20 protein-coding genes are annotated in these 24,154 nt (G+C 41.2%); 13 read left to right on the top strand and 7 right to left on the bottom strand.

Going from position 1 to position 24,154, the window contains the following annotated elements:
* Window positions 1-67 precede the first annotated feature (67 nt).
* The 3 genes from FLL46_RS26555 (at window position 68) to FLL46_RS26565 (ending at window position 3,386) form a co-directional block, all read left to right on the top strand.
* Entirely contained in the window at window positions 68-328 is a 261-nt protein-coding gene (locus FLL46_RS26555; RefSeq protein ID WP_142935417.1) for a DUF5062 family protein, read from the top strand.
* Between the two features lie 356 nt (window positions 329-684).
* Window positions 685-975 (top strand): hypothetical protein, encoded by a 291-nt coding sequence (locus FLL46_RS26560; protein ID WP_142935419.1) that lies wholly within the window; start codon window positions 685-687, stop codon window positions 973-975.
* Between the two features lie 77 nt (window positions 976-1,052).
* Window positions 1,053-3,386 carry a TonB-dependent receptor gene (locus FLL46_RS26565; RefSeq protein ID WP_142935421.1) on the top strand — a complete coding sequence of 778 codons (2,334 nt, stop codon included), beginning with the start codon at window positions 1,053-1,055 and terminating at the stop codon, window positions 3,384-3,386.
* A 116-nt stretch (window positions 3,387-3,502) separates the two neighbouring features.
* Here the strand turns inward: FLL46_RS26565 and ttcA are convergent, their stop codons facing one another.
* Window positions 3,503-4,408 carry a tRNA 2-thiocytidine(32) synthetase TtcA gene (ttcA, locus tag FLL46_RS26570; RefSeq protein WP_142935423.1) on the bottom strand — a complete coding sequence of 302 codons (906 nt, stop codon included), beginning with the start codon at window positions 4,406-4,408 and terminating at the stop codon, window positions 3,503-3,505.
* A 278-nt stretch (window positions 4,409-4,686) separates the two neighbouring features.
* Here ttcA and FLL46_RS26575 point away from each other — a divergent pair, with 278 nt between their 5' ends.
* On the top strand, window positions 4,687-5,919 hold the full coding sequence (locus FLL46_RS26575) for a nucleoside recognition domain-containing protein (protein ID WP_142935425.1): 1,233 nt from the start codon (window positions 4,687-4,689) through the stop codon (window positions 5,917-5,919).
* Between the two features lie 572 nt (window positions 5,920-6,491).
* On the opposite strand, the gene FLL46_RS26580 is transcribed toward FLL46_RS26575, so the two are convergent.
* Window positions 6,492-7,085, bottom strand: coding sequence for a class I SAM-dependent methyltransferase (locus FLL46_RS26580; protein ID WP_142935427.1), 594 nt, complete (start codon window positions 7,083-7,085; stop codon window positions 6,492-6,494).
* A 96-nt stretch (window positions 7,086-7,181) separates the two neighbouring features.
* Here FLL46_RS26580 and FLL46_RS26585 point away from each other — a divergent pair, with 96 nt between their 5' ends.
* A complete protein-coding gene (locus FLL46_RS26585) occupies window positions 7,182-7,508 on the top strand; it encodes a DUF1820 family protein (protein ID WP_246119411.1) in 327 nt (108 codons plus the stop codon).
* Between the two features lie 5 nt (window positions 7,509-7,513).
* On the top strand, window positions 7,514-8,329 hold the full coding sequence (gene queF, locus FLL46_RS26590; RefSeq protein ID WP_246119412.1) for an NADPH-dependent 7-cyano-7-deazaguanine reductase QueF: 816 nt from the start codon (window positions 7,514-7,516) through the stop codon (window positions 8,327-8,329).
* A 15-nt stretch (window positions 8,330-8,344) separates the two neighbouring features.
* Here queF and FLL46_RS26595 read toward each other — a convergent pair whose 3' ends face one another.
* Entirely contained in the window at window positions 8,345-8,764 is a 420-nt protein-coding gene (locus FLL46_RS26595; protein WP_142935432.1) for a CBS domain-containing protein, read from the bottom strand.
* Between the two features lie 73 nt (window positions 8,765-8,837).
* On the opposite strand from FLL46_RS26595, the gene FLL46_RS27250 reads away from it, so the two are divergent.
* Complete coding sequence (locus FLL46_RS27250; RefSeq protein WP_168204331.1) at window positions 8,838-8,984, top strand: hypothetical protein; 147 nt, start codon at window positions 8,838-8,840, stop codon at window positions 8,982-8,984.
* Between the two features lie 128 nt (window positions 8,985-9,112).
* Here FLL46_RS27250 and FLL46_RS26600 read toward each other — a convergent pair whose 3' ends face one another.
* Together FLL46_RS26600 and FLL46_RS26605 are read right to left on the bottom strand one after the other, a co-directional pair.
* Window positions 9,113-10,489 (bottom strand): YfcC family protein, encoded by a 1,377-nt coding sequence (locus FLL46_RS26600; RefSeq protein ID WP_142935434.1) that lies wholly within the window; start codon window positions 10,487-10,489, stop codon window positions 9,113-9,115.
* A 106-nt stretch (window positions 10,490-10,595) separates the two neighbouring features.
* The gene (locus FLL46_RS26605) at window positions 10,596-11,996 is read right to left on the bottom strand and encodes a peptide MFS transporter (protein ID WP_142935435.1); all 1,401 of its coding nucleotides are present in this window, start codon (window positions 11,994-11,996) and stop codon (window positions 10,596-10,598) included.
* 330 nt (window positions 11,997-12,326) lie between these two features.
* On the opposite strand from FLL46_RS26605, the gene FLL46_RS26610 reads away from it, so the two are divergent.
* From FLL46_RS26610 to mtaB, 3 genes are all read left to right on the top strand, one after another.
* The gene (locus FLL46_RS26610) at window positions 12,327-13,316 is read left to right on the top strand and encodes a YhdH/YhfP family quinone oxidoreductase (protein ID WP_142935438.1); all 990 of its coding nucleotides are present in this window, start codon (window positions 12,327-12,329) and stop codon (window positions 13,314-13,316) included.
* A 92-nt stretch (window positions 13,317-13,408) separates the two neighbouring features.
* Window positions 13,409-13,897, top strand: coding sequence for a DUF4442 domain-containing protein (locus FLL46_RS26615; protein ID WP_142935440.1), 489 nt, complete (start codon window positions 13,409-13,411; stop codon window positions 13,895-13,897).
* Between the two features lie 6 nt (window positions 13,898-13,903).
* Window positions 13,904-15,244 (top strand): tRNA (N(6)-L-threonylcarbamoyladenosine(37)-C(2))-methylthiotransferase MtaB, encoded by a 1,341-nt coding sequence (gene mtaB / locus FLL46_RS26620; protein ID WP_142935442.1) that lies wholly within the window; start codon window positions 13,904-13,906, stop codon window positions 15,242-15,244.
* Between the two features lie 46 nt (window positions 15,245-15,290).
* On the opposite strand, the gene barA is transcribed toward mtaB, so the two are convergent.
* Both barA and FLL46_RS26630 read right to left on the bottom strand, forming a co-directional pair.
* Window positions 15,291-18,137 carry a two-component sensor histidine kinase BarA gene (gene barA / locus FLL46_RS26625; protein WP_142935444.1) on the bottom strand — a complete coding sequence of 949 codons (2,847 nt, stop codon included), beginning with the start codon at window positions 18,135-18,137 and terminating at the stop codon, window positions 15,291-15,293.
* Window positions 18,106-19,254 carry a hypothetical protein gene (locus FLL46_RS26630; RefSeq protein ID WP_142935446.1) on the bottom strand — a complete coding sequence of 383 codons (1,149 nt, stop codon included), beginning with the start codon at window positions 19,252-19,254 and terminating at the stop codon, window positions 18,106-18,108. The genes barA and FLL46_RS26630 overlap by 32 nt, the downstream gene beginning before the upstream one ends.
* Before the next feature lie 224 nt (window positions 19,255-19,478).
* Here FLL46_RS26630 and rlmD point away from each other — a divergent pair, with 224 nt between their 5' ends.
* From rlmD to mazG, 3 genes are all read left to right on the top strand, one after another.
* On the top strand, window positions 19,479-20,819 hold the full coding sequence (gene rlmD, locus FLL46_RS26635) for a 23S rRNA (uracil(1939)-C(5))-methyltransferase RlmD (protein WP_142935448.1): 1,341 nt from the start codon (window positions 19,479-19,481) through the stop codon (window positions 20,817-20,819).
* Window positions 20,820-20,898: 79 nt separating this feature from the next.
* Complete coding sequence (gene relA, locus FLL46_RS26640) at window positions 20,899-23,118, top strand: GTP diphosphokinase (protein ID WP_142935450.1); 2,220 nt, start codon at window positions 20,899-20,901, stop codon at window positions 23,116-23,118.
* An 87-nt stretch (window positions 23,119-23,205) separates the two neighbouring features.
* Window positions 23,206-24,036 (top strand): nucleoside triphosphate pyrophosphohydrolase, encoded by an 831-nt coding sequence (gene mazG, locus FLL46_RS26645; protein WP_246119413.1) that lies wholly within the window; start codon window positions 23,206-23,208, stop codon window positions 24,034-24,036.
* Window positions 24,037-24,154: the final 118 nt, after the last annotated feature.

The following is a 24,154-nucleotide window of genomic DNA, read 5'->3' on the forward strand; positions in this document are numbered from 1 at the left end:
CTGGTTTACAATGATACCCGGTTCCATTATGGTGTTGCAAAGATCAACTGGCGCAGAGAAATCGATTATGAAAAAGATAAAAAATGAAACAGCGTTGCTAAAAAAAGCAATTGAAATCGGTGAAAAATATGCGAAGAATCGCGGCTATAAAGGGTTTTCAGGAACTGATTCTGCGAAACAAAAAATAGAAAGTCTCTATCGTTTGTTAGTTCACGATAAACTTGTCCAGCCGCTCGCAAAAGATCAAGAAAATCAGCTGAATATGAAGCATAAGTTAGCTTTGTGGATTTCCAAGCAATTACCCGAAGGACATGAATTGTTAAAGTAATATTCGTGCGAGAAATGATGGGGTGGAGAGCAGTGTCGGTTGACCACACATTCGCTCGATTAGTCTGTCTGAATTTTTTGCGCAAGAATATTAAGTTATAATAATATGGTTCTATCGATGTTTTAACTGTTTGTTACGAGAATGTGTAAGAATTACTTGATAAGTCAGGTCACATTCTGGCAACATTCGTCGATTAGATTCTCTAAATGAGTTATCTGGTCGACTTTTAACCGAATATGTGGTTTTTGTTTATAGTGATTTTTTGTTTATAAATATGGGATGTCCTTATTTTAAAACGAAATGACAGTTTCATTTGTAGCAGTAATTAGAAAAACAGTAACTAAAGAAAACTTAAAGTGTTTAACAAACGAAATTCAATAACAGCGTTAATACTATTGGTTGGATGGCTTGCCGTTCAGTCGACTGCGTTGCATCATGAATTTAGTTCAGAACATTTGCTGTCAAGTGGAAACCACCTTTGTTTGAGTCAGGCAACTCAGCTTGATGATTTTGTTCATGCCGACGGCGACGAAAAAACGCTTCCACTTGAGCTAGATGTACTCAGCTTAGCAACTGAATTTGTTTCCTCGAAAGCATTACAACTCCCCAAAGGTAACCCGCCCAGGGCACCACCTCTCTACTCCTGATTTATTTTATTTAACAAGTTTAATTAGTTCTCGGATGTTTTACGCATTTCCGAGATTCGTTCTTTTGGAGTAGATTAATGAAAAAGTCAGTAATTTGTGCTGCTGTATGTGCAGCAATTTGGGGTAGTGGTGTTTCTGCGAAAGTGATTCGCGGAGAGGTTAGTAATGCGAGTGGTGAACCTTTGGCAAATGCCGTGTTGGAGGTTAGAGGAAGCCAAATAAAAGTAAAAACCGACGACAATGGTCAGTTTCAGATTGATTTAGATGTCGGCCGATATACGCTTGATGTAAAAGCAGGAAATCAGGCGCATTTTCATCAGGAAATTGAAGTTGTCGACGGGCAACAAGCACCAATTTTGATTTCTTTGCAAAGCGAACCCGAACATAAAATTGTTGTAAGAGCCAATCCGCTTGAACATACATCGTTAGATATGGCCACGCCAACAGTTATTCTCGCCGGTGAAGAATTGGTGATGAAGCGCGCCGGTACACTCGGCGAAATTCTTCAGTTTGAACCGGGACTCAGCGTATCTTCTTTTGGTCCTGCTGTTTCACGCCCAGTTATCCGCGGCTTAGCTGGTGATAGAGTGAAAGTCACTAATAACCAGATGATCGTGCAAGATGCATCCACGACAAGTGCCGATCACGATGTTGGTATAGAGCCATTACTCGCTGACCAGATCGAAGTAGTCAAAGGACCTGCCACTTTGCTATATGGAAGCGGTGCAATTGGCGGAGTCGTTAACGCGACTGACCGTAAGATTAATGCCGACTCTCTCGAGGGAGTGAGTGGCGGAGTCGAAATGCGGCTCGGCGATGGTGCCACTGGTGAAGAATCTGTCGTGTTTACTCTTGACGGTGGAAGCAACGGTTGGAACTGGCATATCGACGGATATACTAACTCGACCGATGATCTGGAAATTCCGGGCCTTGCAGAGTCAGAAATTCTTCACGAATCGGAGGAGGCTGAAGGTGAACATGAAGAAGAGCACGAAGAAGAGGCTGTTGGGGTATTAGAAAATAGCGCTGTTGAAACTCAAGGCGGGAGCATTGGAACAACCTTCGTTCGTAGCTGGGGCCATGTTGGTCTCGCTGTAAGTAAAATCGATAAAGAGTACGGCGTTCCTGGTCACGCTCATCATGAAGAAGAGCATGAGGAAGGTGAGGAAGAGCACGAAGAAGAAGAACATGAAGAGCACGAAGAAGAAGCGGTGCTGATCGATATGAAACAGACTCGCTACGATCTACAGGCACAGTTTAATTCACCTATGCCAAATATTGCGCAATTATTTGTGGGCTATGCATACACTGATTATGAACACATGGAAATTGAAGGTGATGAAATAGGTACACATTTTGATAACGAAGCGTGGGAGCTTAAATCTTATATAAAACATGACGCCTGGAATGACTGGTCTGGTGTATTGGGCATTCAAATCAGCGAAAGAGATTTTGCCGCAATCGGCGAAGAAGCATTTGTTCCGCCATCTGTCACGAAGTCTCGCGCTTTGTTTATCGTTGAAGAAAAAAATTATGGTGACCTTAAGTGGGAGCTTGGTGCACGCTTTGAGTCGCAATCTATCTCTGTCATGGGAGCGAATGACACAGATGAAAGTGGTGTTAGTGCTTCGGTAGGAACGGTTTATTCATTAGGTATTCACAATAAAATAGCGTTTAATTTTTCTCGCGCTATTCGTTTCGCGAGTGTCGAGGAACTTTATTCTGAAGGCCCGCATATCGCTACTCGTTCATTTGAGATTGGCAACGCAAATTTGGATAAAGAAATTTCAAACAATCTGGATTTTTCCTACCGGTTTGAAACCGAAAAAGTGAGCGGCGAATTAAACCTTTATTACAATCAGTTTAGTGATTTTATTTATGCGGCTAATGTTGCGGATACTGATCCCTGTGTTTCCGCAGAAGCATCGACTGAGGCGGCTGAAGAAGAACTTCAACTGGTCTGTTATAAACAGACTGATGCTGATTTTAAAGGTATTGAATTACAGTTAGAGATCCCACTCGGAAATATTAATGAGCATCAGTTTGCGCTTGGTTTTGTAGGAGATTATGTTGAAGCCAAGTTGGATAGTGGTGGGTATATTCCAAGAATTCCGCCGGTTAAAGTCGGTGCAGCTTTCCGCTACGATTTTAAAGCGCTTTCTGCCGATTTAAACTGGTTACACTACCAAGATCAAAAGAATGTCAGTGATAATGAGTTGCCGACAGAGGGATTTGACATTGTTGATTTAGACATCGCGTATCGGCTTCCGTTTGCACAGGACGAATTATTTCTGTTCTTTAAAGGCAAGAATTTACTCGACGAAGAAGCGCGAGATCATGCCTCTTTCTTAAAGGATCTGGCACCAAGAGTTGGAAGGAATTTTGTTATAGGAGCGCGATATACTTTTTAGTATTTTCGGATCTCTTTATTGATTGAGGTTGCCGTCTGTTTGACGGCAACCCATCTTTTAAATCAATATATTATTAATGAATTTTTTGAGGGAATAATCCAGCTGTAAACTGGACGTTAAATTGCTTTCACTTGAATTTCGACTGCGTTTGCTTGCTTGTCACTTGATGAAATTTCTGGCTCATCGAAAAGTGTTTCGGCTTCGCGCTTGACTTGCATGTCATTGGTTAAATCTTGAAATGGAAAAAGATCGCGATCCATTAAGTGTGAAGGCGCTACATTGCTGATTGATTTAAAAATATTTTCAATTCTTCCGGGAAACTGATTTTCCCAGGATTTAAGCATTTGCTTAATGTTTTTTCTCTGAAGATTTTCCTGAGAGCCACAAAGATTACATGGAATGATAGGGAATTCTTTTAACTCGGCAAACTTAGCTACATCAGATTCCTTGCAATAGGCCAGTGGGCGAATAACGGTATTTTTTCCGTCATCGCTCAGCAGCTTAGGCGGCATTGATTTCATTTTTCCACCAAAAAACATATTCAGAAAAAGTGTTTCCATAATATCTTCACGATGGTGTCCAAGGGCAATTTTGGTGATCTTATTTTCTTGTGCCCATGAGTAAATGATACCGCGTCGCAATCTGGAGCAGAGTGAGCAGGTTGTTTTTCCTTCTGGAATTTTTTCACGCACGATACTGTAGGTGTCTTCCTCGATAATATGAAATGGGATATTTAACGAAGAGAGATAGTCTGGTAATACGGTTTCGGGAAATCCCGGTTGTTTTTGATCAAGGTTAACAGCAACAATCTCAAACTGAATTGGCGCACTTTTTTGCAGATTAAGCAAAATTTCCAGCATAGTATAACTATCTTTTCCGCCAGATAAGCAAACCATAATCTTGTCGCCGTCTTCGATCATGTTAAAGTCGTCTATGGCGCGACCTACATTTCGTCGTAAACGCTTTTGGAGTTTATTAAACTCTGTCTTGTTTTTTCTATCGATGGATAGTATATCACTCATTGCTAATATAACCGGATGCTGCGCAGGTAAACCCTTTTACAGGTTAACTCAATAATCAATTGGTGGGGGATTATACAAAAATAAGGTTCGGGACAATAGCAAATTGTGTGATTGACCTTCAAACACGCTGCTATTTAAGGGATTACGGTAAGTTTGATTGCTCAATATCTTATTGATCAAAAGAAATTAAATAAACGGCTTTAATTGAATTTGTCCGTTTGAGTGCGTACTATCAAACGCAGTTGGCGTTAATCAACCTTAAAAAACAACAATTTATAATGCTTAATAGACTTTGGCTTAGCTTTTTTCTGGTTTCCTTTATTGCTTGTCTTTACCACTGGCTAATTCTAGGCGATATCGCCGTTTTCAATTCGGTGGTTGAAAGTATATTTTCAATGGCAAAACTGAGTGTTGATATTGCGATCGGACTGATTGGCGTTTTGGCTTTTTGGTGTGGCATTCTTAAATTAGCGGAACACTCGGGATTGGCAAACGGTTTATCAAGAATATTGTCTCCCTTGTTTAATCGGTTAATGCCTGAAGTTCCTAAGGGACATCCTGCACTGGGATACGTCACAATGAATATGGCCTCTAACATGTTAGGGCTTGATAATGCCGCTACGCCGATGGGGATCAGGGCGATGCAAAGTTTGCAAGAAATTAACCCTAACAAACAGGCGGCCAGTAACGCGCAGATATTGTTCCTGGTTTTAAATACTTCTTCAGTTACCATTTTTCCGATTACTATTATTATGTACCGTTTTCAGCAGGGAGCGGTGTCGCCTGCAGAAGTGTTTTTGCCGATTTTACTTGCCACTATTGTTTCCAGCACCGTGGGCCTTTTAGCGGTTGCATTGATTCAAAAAATTAACTTATTTAACCGGGTTATTGGCGCTTATTTTGCCGCGTTAATCGTATTTATTGGTTCGCTTTTCTGGGGATTGAGCAGCTTACCGTCAGAAAAATTAGCTGAACTCTCAGCCGGTGTTGGTAATGGGCTATTGTTTAGCGCAATTGTCGCCATTTTATTAATGGCCTACATCCGTAAGATTGCCGTTTATGATGGGTTTATCGAAGGCGCTAAAGAGGGTTTCGATATCGCGGTGCGCATTATTCCTTATATGGTTGCTATGTTGGTAGCGATTGGGGTATTGCGGGCATCGGGTGTGTTAGAAGTTGTGATAGAAGCTGTCAGCTGGATATTTGTTTTCTTTGGTATTGATACCGGTTTTATTGAAGCACTACCTACGGCTATTATGAAACCATTCAGTGGTAGCGGGGCCAGGGCGATGATGTTAGAAACGATGTCAACCCATGGTGTCGATTCTTTTGTCGGCAAATTGGCCGCGGTTATGCAGGGAAGTACTGAGACAACTTTCTATGTATTAACGGTTTATTTTGGCGCTGTCGGTATTAAAAGAGTTCGCCATGCTATCGGTTGTGGGTTGCTCGCTGATCTTGCGGGAATTATCGCTGCCATTTTGGTGAGTTACTGGTTTTTTGCGAGTTAAAGGGAAGATTAATAATAATTAGGGACGCTAAACAACTCCTTGCATTTGGTTAATTTCTTATCATCTATTTTTGCAATATTAAACCAACTTTTTACTCCTTTTTTTGGATTATAGTCTAGACTTTGTGAGCCAAATTGTCGCTTTTCTATGACATGTAAGTGGGTACTTTACGTTGAATCAGTCGTAATTCCTAACAACCGCCAATTTTAGTCATATTTTTGTCATCTGGAACATTTTTGGGGTAACGTGTCAACAAAAATCCACAGAAAATTTTTCGATGTTTTGTTGCGCTCTGCACAAATAAAATACAGCGTCGGTAACTTGCTGATTTTCCTAAAAAATATCGTAAGTTATTGATTTTTAAAAGATTTAAAAATGCTGGTTAAAATATAGCCAATTTATTACAGGGTAAGTAATAATGCGGGATTGCAGCAGTTTTATAATTCTTTTCCCCAAAGTTATCCACAGATTTTGTGGAATACTTTAAACACTTGTTTTCTCTAAAAAAGTTACTTATTTTTGACATAATTCTTGCCAATTATCTCAAATTGTGTTCTCAATTTACGGTCAAACTACAGTTTTGTTGCGGAAGATACAGTATAGGTTTTTCCTTGCTTCACTTTTTTGTAGTTATTGAACACTTCATTGAAGGTTCTTTTACAAAAATGGCGTAATCCATTGACTGTGACTACCACAAATTGACCGCCGGGTTTAAGGTGGTGAAATGCGTCGTATAAAAACAGGTAGAGCATCTCATTACCGACTTTTGCGGGTATGTTTGACACTATCAGATCAAATTTCTCATCGTTTAGTGCCGAAAAACCGTTACTGAGCATTGCATTGGCATTGTCTGTTTTGTTGAGCGCTATGTTTTGCTTAGCGTGTTCTATTGCGACGAAATCCTTATCAAGCAATAGGGTTTTTCCACCACTTGCTTTCCGAGCCATCCAAATGCCGATAGGACCATACCCACAACCCAGATCAAGGCAGTCATATTCTGGCTTAACTTCCAGATAGTTAAGTAAAAGCCGAGTGCCTTCATCGATTTCTTTGGGGGAAAACACGCCGAAGCTTGTTTCAAATACCAGATCTTCGCCACAAATCTGAGCGGACACTTTAAGTGGTTGGCGTATTTTTGCAGCTTCGGGTAGTGGTGAGGGGCACATTATCTATTTCTCAGTTTTAAATGATCAGGTTGATTGTGGGCGGCTATTATATGATAAAATTCAACTTATTGGTTCAAATTTGGGATGAGGATTTTTGTGGAGAACAAACCAGTGTTTCGTGTGGTTTTCATTAACAATGGAAAAACCTATGAAGTATACGCGAATAGCGTCCATCAGGGGCATTTGTATGGATTCGTTGAAGTAGAAGAGCTTTTGTTTGATGAGCGCTCAGGCTTGGTTGTTGATCCCGCAGAAGAAAAACTGAAAGCGGAATTTGAAGGTGTTAGCCGTACTAATATACCACTGCATTCGGTGATTCGCATTGATGAAGTTGAAAAACAGGGCACCGCCAAAATCAGTGAACTAAAAGGCGATGTTGTCACGGCTTTTCCGCTGCCCAGACCTGATAAAACCAAGGGTTGACAGTGGTGACTGAAAATCCATTAGGCAAACCCACCCTGTATATTAGCCAGTATTCGCCTGAGCTATTGTTTCCGATCCCTCGTAGTGAAAAACGTGATGAATTAGATTCGCGATTTTTACAGTTTAATGGTGAAGATGTTTGGAACGCCTATGAAATAAGCTGGCTTAACCCTAAGGGATTGCCGCAAGTCGCAATCGCCGAGTTTCGGGTGAGTGCTGGTAGTGAATTTATTGTTGAGTCCAAGTCTTTCAAACTGTATTTGAATTCGTTTAATCAGACGTCCTTTGAAAGTAGTGAGAAAGTTGCCGCGATTCTTACCACCGATTTGAGTCGTGCGACTGGAAAACCAGTATCGGTGAAACTGTGCAGTCCTCAGGAATTTGACCTGTTTGCTGTGTCTGAGTTTAACGGCGAGTTAATCGATCATCAGGATATTGAAATAGACAACTATGATTATCAGCCGGAGTTGCTGATTAATGCTTGTCGGCCTGATAGTTTGGTTGAAGAAACGCTGGTCAGCCATCTGCTAAAAAGTAATTGTCTTATCACCAGCCAGCCTGACTGGGCTTCAATTCAGATCAGATATTTTGGCCCACAAATCGATCGCGCAAAATTACTGGCTTACCTGGTTTCTTTTCGCTCCCACAATGAGTTCCATGAGCAATGTGTCGAAAGAATATTTTGTGACTTAAAGAAATTTTGCGAGCCACAGAAGCTGTCTGTTTATGCGAGATATACAAGGCGCGGCGGGTTGGATATTAATCCCTGGAGAAGTGACTTCGAAGTAAAGATGACAAACACTCGCTTGGCCAGACAGTGAGTTTGTCATTCACAGCTAATTGTCCAGTTCTTGCACAGCAAGCTTAACAAAGTCGCTGGAAGTCACTACGCCCGCCAATTTGCCTTCACTTTCAATGGCGATACAGCCACTTCTTTGTTCAAGTAAGCTCTTTGCGACCGGTAGAAGCTCAGTAGATATGTCAAAAACGGCAGGGGAGTCGTCCATTATTGAGGCAACATCCATTGATTTCTCGGTGTGTTCAAGTTGCTCAAAGCCTCTTTGATTGATCACCTTGATCGCGTGGGCCAACACCGCTTTTTGGCTAACCATTCCAATTAACTTCCCAGAACTTGCGTCTTTCACGGGTAAGTGACGGACCTTTTTTTCTGCCATAAGCATTCTGGCTTTATTGATATTTGAGTGCTGAGAAACAAACACAGGATTAGGGGTCATAATGCTTTCAATACTGGCCATATCTATTACTTCCAAGACTATTAGATATTTTTGAGTATAGACCAAAATTTTGGCGTCAAACCAGGAGATAGCTATGCAGGTGCTGTTCGAGTTGGCAGTAGAGGGAGGGTCGTACGTAACTTTGGCGATGATTGTTAGTGTTGTTTTAAGTGATAGTTCTAATAAAATGGTTTACCTCGAATTTCAACGAGTGCAATTGAAGATAAACCTGATTAGTTAGATTGTAGTAATGCCCAGGTTAGCTCAGACTAGGCTGAGCTAATTAAGAGGTTCTCATACCTCCCTCGAAATCGTTAGGGCTAAGAATACTTTATAGCGATCGCGCAGGGCAGTAGGTCACAATTGCAATTATTGATATCCAATTAATACTGCGATTATCAGAGCTAAACTACCGGCGACAAAAAGTTTCAGTATTAACGGTGCAATAAATTTAAACCAACGACCATAAGGAATTCCGCACATTCCAAGAATACCCATTAGCACCGCGTTAGTTGGCACAACCATGTTCATAAAGCCGTCACCCATTTGATAAGCTAACACCGCAACCTGGCGTGATACACCAACCAGATCGGAAATGGGAGCCATGATTGGCATTGTTACATAAGCCTGACCTGAGCCTGATGGAATGAAAAAATTAAGCAGACTTTGAATTAAAAGCATGCCCACAGCTGAAAATTCAGCGCCAACTTCGCTTAACGGGGTTGCGAGCCCATTAACCACTGTGTGCAATACTTGTGCGTCAGATAGTAATAACTCGATACTACGAGCAAAACCGATAAGCAGTGCGGTACCTGTCAACTCTGCTGCACCTTGAGTAAAAGTTTTTGCCGCATCATCAAATTTTTGGCCCGCGATCAAACTGATGATAATTGCGAGTACAAAAAACATGGCACCCAATTCAATGAAGTACCAATGATATTTAGCAATGCCAACGACCATGACAACCAGAGCGACAAAAGTTAATGCGACGATTGCCAGCTTTCTTCTATCCAATTGTGGATAGTTGGTCACTTCAGGTGGTTGGGCTTCAGGTACATCATAAACAAGACTTGCTGATGGGGTTTGGCGAACTTTACTGGCATATTTCCACAGATGGTGAAAACCAATTAACATAAAGGGAATAAAAATAATGAGCCGATAAGCCCAACCTGATGTTGGTGGAATTTCTGCCACACCTTGTGCGACTAAAACCGTAAATGGATTTAGAATTGCAGTTCCATACCCGACACCATAGCCAATCACCATGGAGCCTACTGCAGATACCGTATCCATTTTTAATGAAATGCATAGTGTAATTAATATCAAGACCAGCGGAATATATTCTTCAGCCATGCCTATCGTTGAAGAACCAACCATGAAAGCTGCTGTGCTCATAAATAATAATAAGGCCGGTCTGTGAGAAAATCGTTTTAATATTTTCCCTAAAACCGCATCGATTGCGCCGGTTGATCTTAAAACGGCGATTGAGCCACCAATTAAAAACAGGAAGAAGATGATCCCCTGGGCTTCTCCCAACGCTCTTGGAATGACTGTAAATAAGTTCCAGATAGGCAAATTAACATCTGTTTCACTAACCTGGTATGTGCCTGGCACAACGGTTTTATTACCGCTCTCACTAGTGGCCATCTCAAAGTTGCCTGATGGCAATACCCAAGTTAGGAGGTAGGCAAAAATCATCATTAAGAAGAGCAAAACTAAGGTATGTGGGACTTTAAATGACTTCATTTTAATTCCAAAAGATATGTCTAAAATTTAACTGGAAATCGATTATTTGTGTCTATTTTCAAATATAAAAAAACCGGCGTAAAGCCGGTTTTTTCTTCTGCATGATTTACACTGCTTCTGAAGCAGTCTCAAGTTCGTCTTTAACGGTTGGAGACTGATGATAGCTTTCTGCTCCATGCATCCATTCAACAAGTCTACCAGATAGTGGCCAAAGAATAAGAGCGAAGATAACATTTGCAGCAGCAATTCCGCCGAATATTGACATTTCGCCTAGTTCTTCAGCAAATGAGCCGACAACACCTGCCAGCAGGTTTGCGAAGAAATTGATCAAGAACCATACGCCCATCATCAAACTTGCCAAACGCAGAGGGGATAATTTTGTTGTCATTGAAAGGCCGACCGGCGATATACATAACTCACCCATGGTATGGAATAAGTAAGCAGCACATAACCACCACATTGAAGCCATACCGCTAGATTGTTGTTCTACAACAGCACCAACCATGAACAGGAAGCCAATGGCTGTTAGTAACAAACCAAAAACCATCTTTATCGGAGTTGCTGGATTTTTACTACCGAGCTTTATCCACAATAAAGAGAAAATCGGGGCTAAAATAACAATATAAAGAGGGTTTAAAGACTGAAACCATCCTGCAGGAACTTCAAAGTTAAACGCATCTACCACACGATCAGTTTTTTCTGAAGCATAAATATTCATTAAGCCGCCAGCTTGTTCGAAAGAAGCCCAGAAAAGAACCACAAATATAAACAACATGAAAATTACGCGGAGTCGATCTTTTTCTTCTGCGGTTAGAGGTTTCTTTTGACCGCCGTCTTGTTCAAGAGAAAGTTTTGCTGATGGTTGTACACCGACAGAACCAAGGTATTTGTTTGCGAATACTAATTGGATGATGACTGAGAGTACCATTCCAACGCCAGCCGCTACATAACCATATTTCCAGCCAAAATCTGGATCTTCACCTAAGGTTGAACATACAAGCGGAGCTAAGAAAGCACCTACGTTAATACCCATGTAGAAAATAGTGAAAGCGCCGTCGCGACGGTTATCGTGCTCTCCATATAAATCGCCGACCATGGTCGAGATATTTGGCTTGAAGAATCCGTTACCTAATATGATTAACACTAAACCAAAGTAGAATAATGGGAGGTTTCCTGGAATAGAGGCTGCAAGTGTAAATTGCCCGGCGGCCATTAATAAACCACCAATAATGATTGATTTACGTTGGCCTATGTAGTTGTCTGCCAACCAACCACCGATAAGCGGTGTGAAATAAACAAGTCCGGTGTACCACCCATAAAGAACAAGTGCTTCTGAGCGGTCCCAACCAAAGCCTGCATTATTGGCTTCGGTGCCGGCTATCAGCGTTAATACAAGAAGTGCTCTCATACCATAGTAGCTGAACCGCTCCCACATTTCGGTGGTAAAAAGAAGAAAAAGTCCCTTCGGATGACCGAGAAACTCTCCCTTTGGAATATTGATCGACATGAAAAACTCCTATTGAAATTGAAATGTTTTTTCTTTCGTCCGCTTTTTTATTATTGCCAAGTCTAGTGCTAGCGGTCTTTAATTTTGATTTAGTCAGCGTTTATACCCTTTTTGGACCACTCCTGACAAGTTAAGTTTTAGTGAAGAATTACCCTTTTTTATAACAACCCTATGAAAATTAAGCTGATTTAGCTTGTCATCCGAGCAGACTCGGGACATTTGGAGCTTTATTTAAATCGTTTATCTTTTGCGCAAATTGGCTAAAAAGCGCAAGACAATGATTACTTTTGGGGTACAATAGCGCCAAAATTTGAAAACGGGATATAAAAAGTGACTTTTCTAGCTTGTCGTATCTATAAAACTGATAATGGCGTTGAGCATCGTTTAGAGCAAATCAAGCTTGATGCGCTGTGCGAAGGCGAAGTTGTGATAAAAGTTCATTATTCAGGAGTGAACTATAAAGATGCGCTTGGTGCCACAGGACGAGGTCAAATTTTAAAGCAGTTTCCGCTGAATGGCGGAATTGATTTGGCCGGTGTGGTTGAATCATCAACTGATGAGAGATTTACCCAGGGCGATGAAGTCATTGTGAATGGATGTGGTTTGGGTGAGAGTCACGATGGTGGACTGGCAGAAATGGCGCGTGTACCAGCTGATTGGGTAATGCCACTTCCTGAAGGATTAAGTTTGCTTGAAAGTATGATTTTAGGAACTGCGGGTTTTACCGCTGCACTAGCGATTCATCGAATGTTGGAAAATCATCAAAACAAGGAGCAGGGGCCCATCGCAGTCACAGGAGCGAGCGGTGGAGTTGGATCGGTGGCTGTTGATATATTATCCAGTCTTGGATTTGAAACTATAGCGGTAAGCGGTCGACAGGAATATTATCCGTATTTAACGGAGCTTGGTGCAAGCCAGGTTTGTTCGCCTGATGATTTAGAGCTTGGTGGTCGCCCACTGGAAAAAAGCAGGTTTGGCGGTGCTATTGATAATGTTGGCGGCAAACTATTGTCGCAACTTATCGCGCATACTAATTTGTGGGGAAATGTTGCCAGTATTGGTTTAGCAGACAGTCACAAACTAGATGCAACGGTGTTTCCATTTATTTTGCGTGGTGTCAGCCTGTTGGGAGTGAGTTCAACTAATTGTCCAATGTCATTACGCAAAGCAATCTGGCAAAGATTGGGCAAAGAGCTCAAACCGAAACATCTCAATTCAATTGTGACAGAAACAGTTCCCTTAAGTCAGGTTTCGTCGGTGTTTAATGATTTGTTAGATCGAAAAAAGCATGGTCGCGTTGTGATAGATTGCAAGAGTTGATTTTGTTTAGAATTCACAGGCGTCAGCTAGAAAAAAAACGTGCTAACAATGAGTTGAGTTAGCGGAGTAAAAATAAATAAAAGTCGAACAATATGAAAAATCAATTAGCGAAGATAGTTGACAAGTTGCAATCAAAACCCAAATGGTTGAGAGGTTGGTTGTTGGATTTTGCACTCGGCTCAACGATTAAATTTATTGGTACTGCAGGGCTTCATTGCGAAGAACTAACACAACAACGAGCGTGTTTTTTACTTAAAAACCGAAAAAAGGTTCGCAATCATATTGGCACAGTACACGCAGCTGCAACCAGCTTGGTGGCGGAAACGGCGAGCGGCATGGTGATAGGCATGAACATCCCGGATGATAAAACTCCGGTACTTAAAACGATGCACATTGATTATGTTAAACGATCAACAGGCAACTTGCGTGCAGTGGCGACTATTGAGCAGGCGCAAATTGAACAGCTCCATCAGGTTGAAAAAGGCGATACGGTTATTTCGGTGGTGGTAACTGACGAAGCAGGCGTTGAACCGGTTGAGTGTCAAATGACTTGGGCCTGGGTACCCAAGCGAAGAGGTTAGTGTTTTATGGAAGTATTTTTAACTGCCCTGGGTTGTCGATTAAACGAAGCTGAGCTTCAAATGTGGGCGGACGAGTTCAGTCGTGAAGGTATGTCCATTTCTCGACAACTTGATGATGTTGACTTAATGGTCATCAATACTTGTGCAGTGACCAGTGAGGCTGCACGTAAATCACGGCAAACGATCCGTAAACTTCATCGAAAAAACCCTCAAGCTAAGCTTGTTGTTACCGGTTGTTATGCTTCGCTTGAAAAACAACAGGCTGAAGAAATTCTGGGTGTTGACCTGATTGTTAGTAATGCCGATAAGAAAGAACTACCGTCACTTGCAAAAGAGTTGGTTGAGTCGAATTCTATGCCTTTCGCTGCCACAGAGCCCGAAGAATCTGCTTTGTTTGTGCGCAACAAAGAAAGGGCGTTTATCAAAATTCAGGATGGCTGTCGCTATCGTTGTACTTATTGTATTGTCACCGTTGCCCGAGGAGATGAATCAAGTCGAACCATTGACGAACTTATTGATGAAATTTCGCGACTTGAAAAAGAGGGCGTTAATGAGATTGTTTTAACTGGTGTTCACGTTGGTGGTTATGGCTCGGATTTAGGTACCTCATTGTATGAACTGGTTGTTGCCATTTTAGAAAAAACACAAATTCCAAGGATCCGATTTGCTTCGGTCGAACCATGGGATTTACCTGAAAACTTTTTTGAGTTATTCAGAAACGAACGGTTAATGCCGCATATGCATTTGCCGATTCAAAGCGGCAGTAATCGTATTCTGCGAAAAATGTCACGGCGTTGTAAATCTGAGACTTTTTTGAAGCTAGTTGAAAAAGCGCGCGAAGTGATCCCTGAATTTAACGTGACCACAGACATCATCGTCGGTTTTCCGGGAGAAACACAAGAAGATTTTGAGCTGTCGCAACAGATTATCGGGCAAGCAAACTTTGGCCATGTCCATATCTTTTCTTATTCTGATCGTGAAGGGACTAAAGCCGCTAGACTGCCAGAAAAAATTGATAATGAAACCAAGAAAAAACGCAGTCAACAACTGCATAAATTGGCGGCAAATGCTAAACAGCAAAATATGATGTCAATGATTGGCCAACGGCAAAATATTTTGTGGGAAGGCAAAGCAAGTAGAACCGAAGAAGGGCGTTTTCGATTTTTTGGACACACTGAGAATTACCACAAAATTTTTCTGGATATCGATCAGCATATTGATATTGCTAATCAAGTGATACCTTGTGAAGTTGTCGATTACGACGCACAAACACAAACTCTGGTCGCTAAAGCAATGTCGGAACTTGAGTCTCAAAATCAAAACAAACTGATTGTTAAGCAGCTTTAATTTAAATATGAGCAATTAAAGCTATTTTATATTTAATTGGTATCAATTAAATATATTCCTTAGCCGCTTTTTCTACCGCATCGATGGCCTGCATAAAGTTAGTATGGATAACAGGAGAGTTATCATTAAGGCCATCTTGCTTCAGATGAGTCTCGTAATCGTAAGCGAGTTTTTTAAGTTGAGGGACACCACAATAAGCTGTCGCTCCATGAAGCTTATGAACTTGCTGGGTAAGCTGTTCCAGGTTTTTGTCCTGGTACGCACCGGAGATTTGTTGTTTGGCATCTTTAAAACTGGCAACTAGCATCGATAACATATCTTTTGCTAAATTCGTTTTTTGATTGGCTGCTTTTAAACTGAGTTTCCAATCAATGATTTTGTCAGCGGCATTTTCTTGTGGTTTTGAGCCATCTTGTGATGAATTATCCTTTTGTGGTTCTGTGTGTTCATGCTCTTCTGAAAATACCAGTTTTTTTCGAGTCCATTTCTGAATAGTTTCTTCTAGTTGAACCTGGCTAATGGGTTTCGTTAAATAGTCATCCATACCTTCTTTTAAAAGCTTCTCTTTTTCGCCCTTCATCGCGTGGGCTGTTAGCGCGATTATCGGCGTTCTCGCTCGCCTGTTTTTCATTTTTCGAATATGGCGTGTTGCTTGAATTCCATCCATTTCAGGCATTTGAATGTCCATAAAAATTAAGTCAAACTCTTGTTTTTCACACGCTTGTACCGCTTGCTTTCCGTTTTCAGCGAGTGAAGTATCAACATTATATTCAGATAATAGTTCAGCAATTAGCTTTAGATTGGCTTCGTTGTCATCGACACATAAAATTTTCGAACTACCACCTTCAAGCTGCTCAGGTTTACTAACGGTTTTAACTTCTTTGATGATAGTTTCTTTTCCAATTTCGAACCAGCCGAACAATGCGTTATAAAAGTTTTTGCGAATAATTGGTTTGCTCAAGTGCTTCTTAATACCTAACTCTGTAAATTGGTTGATAACACTTTCATCGTTGGTGTTGAGTAAAACCGCGATAGGGCAATTGAGCTCGCCGGCGAGTTCTTTTAACTGGGAAAAAGCATCTTGATACTCGTAACTCTGGTAACCGCCAACCAGCATCAGATGGACATTTTTCTTTTGCTGTTTGTTAAGTTCTGCTAGTTTAACCAATGAATTTAAATCATCGGTTGTTTCAACTTTGGTATTCCAGCGGGTCAGTAAGTGTTGGGTGGCTAGTTGAGAAACCCGGCTATAATCATGGAGCAATATTCGTCGCCCAGGAAAACCAAAGTCGGCTTGTTTACTATCATCGGGATCTTTATCAAGTTCGATGGTAAACCAGAAGGTCGAGCCCACATTTTCTTCACTCTCAAGACCAATTTTACCATTCATCGACTCGACCAGTTTTTTGGAAATAACTAATCCCAGCCCCGTACCACCAAATCGCCGTGTCGTTGAAGTGTCTGCCTGGGTAAATGCCTGGAACAGCACTTTTTGTTGTTCTTTTGATAAGCCGACACCAGTATCTGTGACTTTAATTTTGAGTCGAACCGATTGAGGGGTTTCATCATCAAGCATTACCCGGATTTGGATGTTACCCTGCTGAGTAAACTTAATCGCGTTGTTAGTAAGGTTAGTCAATATTTGTGAAATTCTGACGGAGTCTCCCAACAAATACTCGGGAACATCCTGATAGACAATTCCGAGCAATTCGATATTTTTTCCTTGTGCCGCCGGGCCCAATAAATTAAGCACTTCGTCAACGCAATCATTAATGTTAAGTGAGCGCTTCTCCAAATCCATTTTTCCTGCTTCAATTTTCGAGAAGTCGAGAATATCGTCGATAATAGATAATAAACCGGTGGCAGACTTTTTGATGGTATTTAAATGATCGGCCTGTTTGGAGGTTAGTTGAGTGCGCAATAGCAAGTTGGTAAAACCGATAACGCCGTTCATTGGCGTTCGGATCTCGTGACTCATATTCGCCAGAAATTCTGACTTAACTCGGCTGGCTTCTATGGCTTGTTTACGGGCCATGTCCAGTTCGACGTTTTGTAATTCTAATGCTTCGTTGGTTTCGTGAAGATCCGCGGTGGCTTGTTCGACAGCTGCCTGCATTTCTTCACTGGCTTCGTAAATGGATTGACTCATATCGTTAAACCCATCAACTAGCGTTTTAAGTTCTCCGGTAGCTTGGGATTTGATTGATACTTTGAGTTGTCCTTCCTTAATTCTCTTAACTGCAGATGCGAGTTGAATAATTGGGATCGTAATTGAGCGGGCCATTCCCTGGGCGAGCACGCCGCCCAATCCTAAACCGATAATCAAAATAACCAACGCGGTGGCAACAGTTTGGTATTGGCGTAACTTGGCATTTTTCATCGTGAGATACACAGAAACATAACCAAGGGTTGGTAGTTCGGGGGCCGATTGATTAAATTGAAAGTTATTGTCGAGCATTGGCCGAGTGACGATGGGGGTTCTAACGACAATCCCTTCACCGACAATCTCTGTAAATGTTTGTCTCGGTAAACTTTGCGAGTTTATTGCCAGTTTTTGAATGAGCCCGGCGGTTCCTGATTTGGCGTAAAGCAGATTATTCTTATCGAAAATTGCGACAGCAAGAATATCGTCATCGCCGTCTCGCGCATTTGAAACCAGTCTTTCAAGTGCTTGAGTGTTCGCAGAGATAACGGAATATTCTGCGGTTTGTGCTAGATAATTAACAATGGTTTGACCGCGCTCTTTGAGTGAGACATCAAGATCATGCATTCTGGTGGCAATAAAATAGGCGCCCATCACCAGCGCGACTAATCCTGTTGGGATGAGTGCGAGCAGGATAACTCTTGCTTTTATACCCCATTCATTCATTACCGTGCCTTCTATTTTGTTCATTTTCCATTCGAGTCACTTGTTTACTTAACTCGTTGGAACTCAGATTTCCCAATTGCATATTTTGCGCAATCTGATCGTTTATGATGACACTGAAACTGTTGGCGAATCTTGGTTTTGTTTGGCTATCGCTCTGATTTTTGTCTCGATTATTTTTGCCGCTATTACTTTTAGTTTTGCCCTCAGGCTTATTGTTTTGATTAATTTTTGCCTCACATATCTTTTTTAGTTCTCCGGTGGTCTCAATTGCCAGCGTATTGGGAGATGTATAAATACTTGCTAATGTTCCAATTTTAGCATGTTCTATTCGATTGCCGATAAGATTTACTTTTTGATAGTAAGCGGCTAGTACAACCCCCGTTAATTTTGAATTTTGGAAAAGCTGGGCGTTATTAAGAATTAGCAGAAAATCAGTTGGTTTAGTGACATTATTCAAAAACTTTTCCGGGGTGTCGGCGGGTTTGAGTATTTGATAGTTGAGTGATAGTTGATTTTCTGAAGCGAGCTTTTGAAATTCGCGCAAATAAAATTTATCTGCCTGGCCCAGGAGAATATTTACCTGGTTGAGTTCTGGATTTAGCGCTTTTGCAAGAAACATTTGCCGGGTAAATGGCTGTTCTTCATAAATTCCACTCAATGGAATACCAAGTTTTTGATAGATTCGGTAAAGATTATCCAGTTTATATCGAGGGACATAAAGACTAAAGATATATACCGGGTGCCTGACACTGAGCACTTTCTGAGTCGCAACGGCACCGATGGTTACTGCGCAGCTTGCAGGTTGTGTCAAATGAGCTTCAATTTTTTTCCTGGATTTTGAGCTAGTATCGATTAGCTCATAGTTGTAATCAGGCATTTTCAACAGAAGTTGAGCTTGCAAAGATTGTGAGAATTGATTTTGAACTTCGCTCATATTATCGTGAAAAATCAATAGGTTATATTGATTTTTCTCTGAGATACCAGTGCTTTTGTCCGAATCAGACAGGACATTATTTGAGAAAGCACTAAAAAAGAGAATAAGACTTGAATGCCAAATTGTTCGTGTTATTGAAAGAAGATACTTGAAAACAGTTGTCTGATTTTCAGGTAGTCCCATTTTTTTGTATTGTTCTCGACGCATTTTTAGCTATTTTTAAGGTTTGAGGCGAGTATTATTCCATTTGCACTGACTATACCCACCTGAATTGTTAAAGCAACGGATAAATTTGTTAATAGTTCACTTTCGTAAGTATATAATGCACCATCGATTTAGCCCGAATCCCGTTGATAACTAAGAAAATGGGGGCCGGGTTAGTAAGTTGTTGCCATTGTAGGTGACCTGAAATTCACTGCGGAAGTTGTTAGATGTCCAGAAAATACCGGAAAAAGAAATCATTACCTACTGAACCCGTCGTCATTGATATTGATAGTCTTTCCCATGAAGGCAGAGGGGTTGGCAGAATTGACGGAAAGACTGTTTTTGTCGATGGCGCGCTAGCTGGTGAACGGGTTGAAATGCTCTATACTTACCAGCGAGGAAAATTCGATGAAGGTCGAATTCATCGAGTTATTACCTCTGGAGATGACAGAGTAGAGCCGCCTTGTAAGCATTTTGAGGTTTGTGGTGGCTGTAGCATGCAGCATATGTCCAGTGAAGCACAGATCAGTCATAAACAGTCTATTTTACAGGAACAACTGGCGCATTTTGCACAAACTCAGCCTGAAGAGTGGCTGCCACCGCTGCAAGCTGATTTATTAGGCTATCGACGAAAAGCTCGGTTGGGTGTTCGTTACGTCATGAAAAAAGAGCGAACACTGATAGGTTTTCGTGAAAAATACTCTAACTTTCTTGCAGATATAGATTCTTGTCCTGTGCTGGTAAAGCAAGTATCAGATTTGTTGGTTACTGCCAGTCAGTTGATCGATACACTTGATGGTCGTCAATTTATACCGCAAATAGAAGTATCTTGTGGCGATGATAAAGTGGCATTAATCATTCGTCATCTTAAACCGATGAGCGATTCGGATCGTGCCAAATGGTTTTCATTTGCCCAAGAAAATAATTTGATTGTTTATTTGCAACCCAAAGGGCCGGACACAATTACTCGTCTTTGGCCGATTGATGATGAGGCGGCGCAACTCAGTTATCGGTTACCGGAATTTGGTGTTGAGTTGCTTCAAAAACCCTTAGATTTCGCCCAGGTTAATGCCAGCATTAATCGTAAAATGGTCCCTTTTGCAATAGAGTTGTTAGACGTTCAGCCAGAGGATCAGGTGTTAGATTTATTTTGTGGACTTGGGAACTTTACCATTCCTTTAGCCACGAAAGCGAAGTTAGTCGTTGGCGTAGAAGGTGTACAGGCGATGGTTGAAAGAGGCGCAGAAAATGCGCGTTTTAACCAGTTGGATAATGTTGAATTTTACCAGGCCGACCTGACTTCTGATTTGTCTGATAAAGAATGGAATCAGCGCCAATACAACAAAATATTAATTGACCCGGCGCGCAGTGGCGCATTAGAAGTTATTAATAATATTGTTCGATTTAATGCGGAGAAAATTGTTTATGTATCTTGTAATCCCGCAACATTGGCCAGAGATACCGGAGAGTTGGTGAAGTCTGGATATCGTTTATGTAAAGCCGGCGTTATGGATATGTTCCCACATACAACGCATGTTGAATCAATCGCGTTATTTGAAAAAGTTTAGTTAAAAAAGAAAAAATATATATTAAATAAAAAATATCAACAGACTAATGTTGTAAATTAAGACTGGCAGCGGAAAGCAAATGGTAAAAGTACACGACATTCGCACACCGAAAGATATTAATGATAGTCACTATCATCAATGGTGTTTATCAATTCAACCTGAAAATGATCCGAATGATCAAGAAGGGTGGGATAAAGCGACTGAGCTTTTACAACAGGTAAGTCAACAGGAAACCGGCGATAAAGCGGCGAAACTCCCTGATATTTTTGAACAGAGCTTTGAGATGGGAAATATTCTTTCCTCATTGAATGCTAATAATACAACATTGATAGCCGCTATTCTCTATCCCTTTGTTGATGCTGAGTTATTGAATATCGAAACAATTCAGGAGCAATGTTCAAGCAAAATTGCCAATAGAATTAAGGGCGTTGCGACTATGGATGCTATTCGGGCTTTGCAGTCAAACTACGCTGAAAGTAATGATCCCGGCCATATTGATAACCTGCGTAAGATGCTGCTCACGATGGTTGATGATGTCAGAGTGGTATTAATCAAACTGGCAGAAAGATTATGCATATTACGCAAAGCAGTAAAGTCCGATTCTGAAAAACGTATTCTTGTAGCCCAGGAAGTCAATGATGTCTACGCACCTTTGGCGAACAGGTTAGGTATCGGGCAGTTAAAGTGGGAAATGGAAGACTTGGCCTTTCGGATTTTAAAACCCGATGAGTATAAAAAAATTGCCAAAAGCCTTGCAGAAAAGCGTGGAGCGCGTGAAATTTATGTGGAGAAGGTTTTACAGATTATCGGTGACTCTTTAGCTGACTTTAATGTCGATGCGGAGCTTCAGGGAAGAGCGAAACACATATTTAGCATTTGGAAAAAAATGCAACGTAAACAAGTTGGCTTTGAAGAAATTTATGATGTTCGTGCGGTGCGTGTTCTGGTTCCAAAAATACAGGATTGTTATACGGTTCTTGGTGCAGTCCATGGCCTTTGGAAACACATTCCCAAAGAATTTGATGATTATGTTGCGACGCCAAAGGAGAATGGTTATCGGTCGTTGCATACGGCAGTGGTTGGCATGGAAGGTAAAACGCTTGAAATTCAAATTCGCACACACGAAATGCATCAGGAGTCTGAGTTAGGTGTTGCCGCGCACTGGAAATATAAAGAAGGCAAAGCTGCGCCGAGCGATGGTTATGAGGCGAAAATAGCCTGGTTGAGGCAATTGCTGGAGTGGCAAGATGAAGTGACTGAGTCTGCTGATATTGTTGAAGAGTTTCGCAACCAGGTATTGGAAGAAAGAATTTATGTGTTTACACCGCGAGGCAAATTAATTGACTTACCGAGCGGGTCAACTGCTGTCGATTTTGCTTATCGAGTTCATACCGAAGTAGGGCATCGTTGCAGAGGGGCTAAAGTTAACGGCAGAATTATTCCTTTAACTCAGCCAATCGAAACGGGGCAACGAATTGAAATTCTAACCAGTAAAACCGGCGGACCTAGTCGAGACTGGTTAAGCGAGCATCAAGGTTACGTTAAATCCTCTCGCGCCCGATCCAAAATTCACCAGTGGTTTCGACACCAGGATAAAGATAAAAATATTGCGGCGGGTAAACAATTATTAGAAAAAGAAATCCATAAGCATAATTTTCGCCAAGTTGATTATTTAAAAGTGGCCAGGCATTTTAACTTTAACAAAGAAGAAGAGTTATTTGCTGGTATCGGTGTTGGCGACAAAGGCTTACATCAGGTCACTAACTACATTCGCAGTATTCAAGAAGCTCAACCGCCGATCAACCGCGATACAGTGATCAAAAGACCCGCTAAGGTTACCAAGCGCAGCGCGTCCAGTGATATTCTGGTTGAAGGCGTCGGCAATTTACTCACGCGAATGGCAGGTTGTTGTAAACCTGTTCCAGGCGATATGATAGCAGGTTATGTCACGGTGGGGAGGGGGATTATGATCCATCGTTCGGACTGTCATTATTTGTTAACATCACAAAAATCGAACCCTGAAAAAGTACTTAGCGTTGACTGGAGTGACTCGGTCAACGAAAGTTATCTTATTGACTTGCTCATTAAAGCTTATGATCGTAAAGGTTTGTTAGGAGACGTAACCACATTAATGGCAGATGAAAAAGTGAGTGTAACCAGTCTCAATACTCATGTTAATAAAAAGCGATTAATGGTCAGCATTCATATTCAAATTGAAGTTTCCAGTATCAATGCCTTGTCTCGAATTATGTCGCGGATTGAAAGATTGCCAACAATCGTGAGTGTACAGAGAAAATAAACCAGTAGAACTGTTAAGTTGTAAAATCACTTGAGTCGTAAAACCTGTTGAATCGCAAAATTAGTAACCGAATCGATTGAGAAGATTGTGTCTGAAATTCAAAAAGAAAATATTGCAGAAAAATTATTAGCCCAGGTTGAGAATAGTTCAGGAATTGATAAATTGCTGGCGGTAATGTCCTCACTAAGAGATCGGGAAGGGGGCTGTCCCTGGGATTTAGAGCAGGACTATCAGACTATTTTACCCTTTACTATTGAAGAAGTTTATGAGGTGGCAGAGGCAATTGAATCTAAAGACTTTGACAGTTTAAAAGATGAATTAGGTGACTTGTTGTTTCAAGTGGTTTTTTATGCGCAACTTACGAAAGAGGAAAAACGATTTGATTTTTATGCCATTGTAGAAAATATTTGTGACAAGTTGGTACGAAGGCACCCGCACGTATTTGGAGATGTTCAATTTGAAAGTGAAAAACAACTGAAGCAAGCATGGGAAGAACAGAAACACCAGGAAAGGCAACAAAAATCGAAAACGAATACCAGTGTTTTAGATGATATTCCTAAAGCACTTCCAGAGCTAAAGCGAGCACAAAAAATACAGAAGCGAGTCGCAAAAATTGGATTTGACTGGGAAAATGTTGACCAAGTATGGGACAAAGTGAAAGAGGAGTGCGAAGAAATAACCCTGGCAGCTGATCAAGGCGATTCTGAAAATTTAGAAGAAGAAGTCGGCGACCTTTTATTCGCCGTGGTTAATCTGAGTCGTCACTATGGTATTGATGCCGATATGGCGCTTAGAAAAGCAAATCAAAAGTTTGATTCTAGATTTCGCAAAGTAGAAACTTTCAGTGAGAAACCGCTTAACCAGTCGACTCTGGAGGAATTGGAATTACTGTGGCAACGGGCGAAAAAAACTCGTTAACTTCAGCTGCTTCAACTTGTCGTTATCTCTTTTTTATTAGCTTTGCCAATTAGACTTGAAGGGGGAGACGAACAAAATACCTGTTAGTCAAAGTTTCTCACCCGAATTCCGCACAATA

It is taken from the genome of Aliikangiella coralliicola, from assembly GCF_007004725.1.
Taxonomy (GTDB): Bacteria; Pseudomonadota; Gammaproteobacteria; order Enterobacterales; family Kangiellaceae; genus Aliikangiella; species Aliikangiella coralliicola.